3 protein-coding genes are annotated in these 2938 nt (G+C 70.0%); 1 reads left to right on the top strand and 2 read right to left on the bottom strand.

The genetic code is table 11. From position 1 onward, the window contains the following. Both VFW24_17590 and VFW24_17595 read right to left on the bottom strand, forming a co-directional pair. A partial coding sequence (locus VFW24_17590; GenBank protein HEX5268582.1) for a hypothetical protein occupies positions 1-1006 on the bottom strand: 1006 nt, incomplete at its 3' end. A 172-nt stretch (positions 1007-1178) separates the two neighbouring features. After that, entirely contained in the window at positions 1179-2384 is a 1206-nt protein-coding gene (locus VFW24_17595; protein HEX5268583.1) for an amidohydrolase family protein, read from the bottom strand. 253 nt (positions 2385-2637) lie between these two features. Here VFW24_17595 and VFW24_17600 point away from each other — a divergent pair. Beyond that, positions 2638-2938 (top strand): hypothetical protein (locus VFW24_17600; GenBank protein ID HEX5268584.1); only part of this gene is annotated, 301 nt, incomplete at its 3' end.

A 2938-nucleotide genomic window follows, 5' to 3' on the forward strand; every position in this document is an offset into this window, starting at 1 on the left:
CGGGCGGGCCCAGCCAGAAGTCGAGCATGCTCCTGTCGGCGCCGCCCTTGGCGATGGCCGAGCGCAGGCCCAGGATGTACGAGTCGAAGATGGCGTCGCGCGAGGAGAACAGGTTGGTGATCGCGGTCATGTCGACCTCGAGCATGACCTTGGCCCGGATGCCGAACCGGATCATCGCCATCTGGTCGATGGCCTCCAGGCCGCCCTTCCCGCTCGACATGATGTTGCCGATGTTGGCCTTGGCCGCGCTCAACCGGTCGGCGTTCTCCATGAAGGCGTCCGCCACGACCAGACGACCGAGCCGGAGGAGGAAGGTGTCGTCGGACATCTCCTTCACGAAGGGCAGCAGGGCGCCGGTGTCCTGCTCGTCCATCATCTTCTTGCCGGCCTTGGAGCCGAGGGTGGTGAGAGTCCCGCCTCCGGCCATGGTCTGGATGCTGAAGTGCTCCACATCCCCGAAGCCCATGTTCGGCTTCGTCTGACGCTCCTTCAGCTTGAGCTTGGAGCGGATGGCGATCTTCAGGTCGTCGAACTCGCTCCGGTTGTCCTGCTTGTCGACGACCCGGAACTGGGGCGTGGCTATCTTCATCGCCCGGGACAGGAAGGTGGTGGCGAAACCGGTGCGGGCCTTGAGGCTGTTGGCCTCCTGGCGCCGTTCCGCCTGGCCGGAGCCCTCGACGCCCTCTCCCATGCCCTCGGGCTTGGCCACGAGGGTGCCGTTGCCGCTCTGCATGAAGTAGACGCCGCCGCTGGCCCCCTCCTGGGGCCGGGTCACCTGCTGGGTCTCCCTGGTCCAGGGGATGGGCGTCTTGGACGCCAGCAAGGCGGCGGAGAACCCGCCCCCGCCGAGCACCTGGCCCACCGCCGAGTTGCCGGCGGCGCCGCCGAGACCCAGCAGGGCGGCTTCGGGCGGGCGGTTCGCCTGACCCTCGACGCCCGGGGCCTGGGAGGGCCGCCTGCGGGGGGTCCGCTTGGGGACGAACTCCTCCGGGTCCAGCATGGTCACGCCGCGCCGCCTCCTGCGTTTGGTCCGACCGGCTCGGATCCGACGTTACGCAGCGACCCCCTCGGAGCACGAGCCCTCGAGCACCGATTGCACCGTTTGCCCGCTCCTCTGCGACCCCCGGGCAGGCAGCCCTTCCCGAACGGGCACCACCCTGCGGGTGGTGAGCCTGCGATCAGCCGGCGGACCGGCGCTCGTTCAGCTCGGACGCGTTGTCGCGCATGATCCGCTGGACGGTCCCGGTGTCGAACTTGCGGAGCTCGGTGAGGTAGTCGAGCGGATCGGGGAGCGCCTCGATGTGGGGCCAGTCCGACCCGAAGATCACCCGGTCCGCACCCATGAGGTCGACGACCTCCTCGACGTCGTCCTCCCAGAACGGGTTGATCCACACGTGACGGCGGAACGTCTCCACCGGATCCTGCCGGAAGTAACCGGGCGTCTTGTCGGCCGAATGCCGCAGCTTGCGGAACAGGTAGGAGAGGAACTCGGAGCCGTTCTCGACCGACGCCACCCGAACGTTCGGGAAGCGCTCGAAGAGGCGCTCCAGGATCAGGGTGGCGAGGAAGTCGTGGGCGGCCCGCTCGATCGAGAACAGCCTGATGTTGAGCCTCATCCCCCGGGATCCGGACCCGAAGGCGGCCGAGAACCCGTCGGGCGCGTATCCGTTGGCGGACAGGCCGCTGTCGCCGGCATGGACCACGACGGTGATCCCCGCCTCGTTCACCCGGGCCCAGAACGGATCAAAGATCTCGTCGGCGGGCGAGAAGGGGCCCGTCCGGGTGAAGGCGGCGGCCGTGCGCATCACGATCGTGCGCGCCCCCCGGTCCAGTGCCCACTCCAGCTCCTGGACGGCGGCGTCGGGGTCGGCGAGGGTGATGTACGGAGCGGCGAAGATCCGCCCCTGATGGGCAAAGCCCCAGTCCTCCTCCAGCCACCGGTTGAAGGCCCGGAACATCAGCACCACGGCCTCGGGGTCGTGCTTGAGCGGCTCCTCGTAGATCATCCCGAGGGTCGGGAACAGCCAGATCCGGTCGATCCCCTGGGTGTCCATGACCTGGAGGCGCGCGTCCCGGTCGCGGTATTCGGGCCGGATGGGCTCGGGGCGACCGAGCAGGTCGGCCGGGGACCGGCCTCGGGGGTTGCCCCGGAAGTACTCGGAGAGGGCGCCGGCGGGGGAGACCGGGTCGAAGGTGGGGTTGGTGACCGCCCGGTTCACCCGTCCGCCGATCACGTGGTAGCGGCGGCCGCCGATCTCGGCCCACTGGACGACCCGCGTCCCGAGGGCGGGGTCGAGGTGCCGGGTGAAGGCGTCGAGCGCCTCGTAGTAGTGGTTGTCGGCGTCGAACACCCGGTAGCCGAGCTCCGAGGCGGGCGTGGCCATCAGTGCCTCCAGATCAGGGATTTGGCCCGATTCTATTTGTAAAGCGCCCTATGGCCCCCGCCGATCACCTCCGAGCATCCGGCCGGAGGGAGCTTCACCCTGCTTTCGCGAATCACGGGCCTCGGCCTCGGCGCGCTCGGCGTCGTGGGCGCCACCGTTCCTTTTTCAGCAATAGGCGGCCACGGTGCGGCACTCGGCACCTCGACACCGGGGCCCCTGACGGCCGTCCCAGGGCGGGGCCGGCGCCGCCCTGGTGGCCGAGAAGGTGGTGGCCTCCGCCTCGGCCAGCGCGACCGACGTGGTCGAGGCCGATCCGACCCACGCCCTGCTCCTCGTCACCGCCTCGATCGACACCACGTCCTCCAACGGCTCGTCGGTGACCATGCGCTACGTGCCGCTCAGCCTCTCCAATGACGGCTCGGGGTGGAAGGTGGAGGACGTCGACGGCCTGATGACCCATCTCCCGCCGGCCCCGCCGCCTCCTCCGAGCCCCGCTCCGGCTCCGGCCGGCACGCCCGCCCCGGCGCCGCCGCCCCGGCCCGCCTCGGCTCCCG

It is taken from the genome of Acidimicrobiales bacterium, assembly GCA_036273495.1.
Taxonomy (GTDB): Bacteria; Actinomycetota; Acidimicrobiia; order Acidimicrobiales; family JAJPHE01; genus DASSEU01.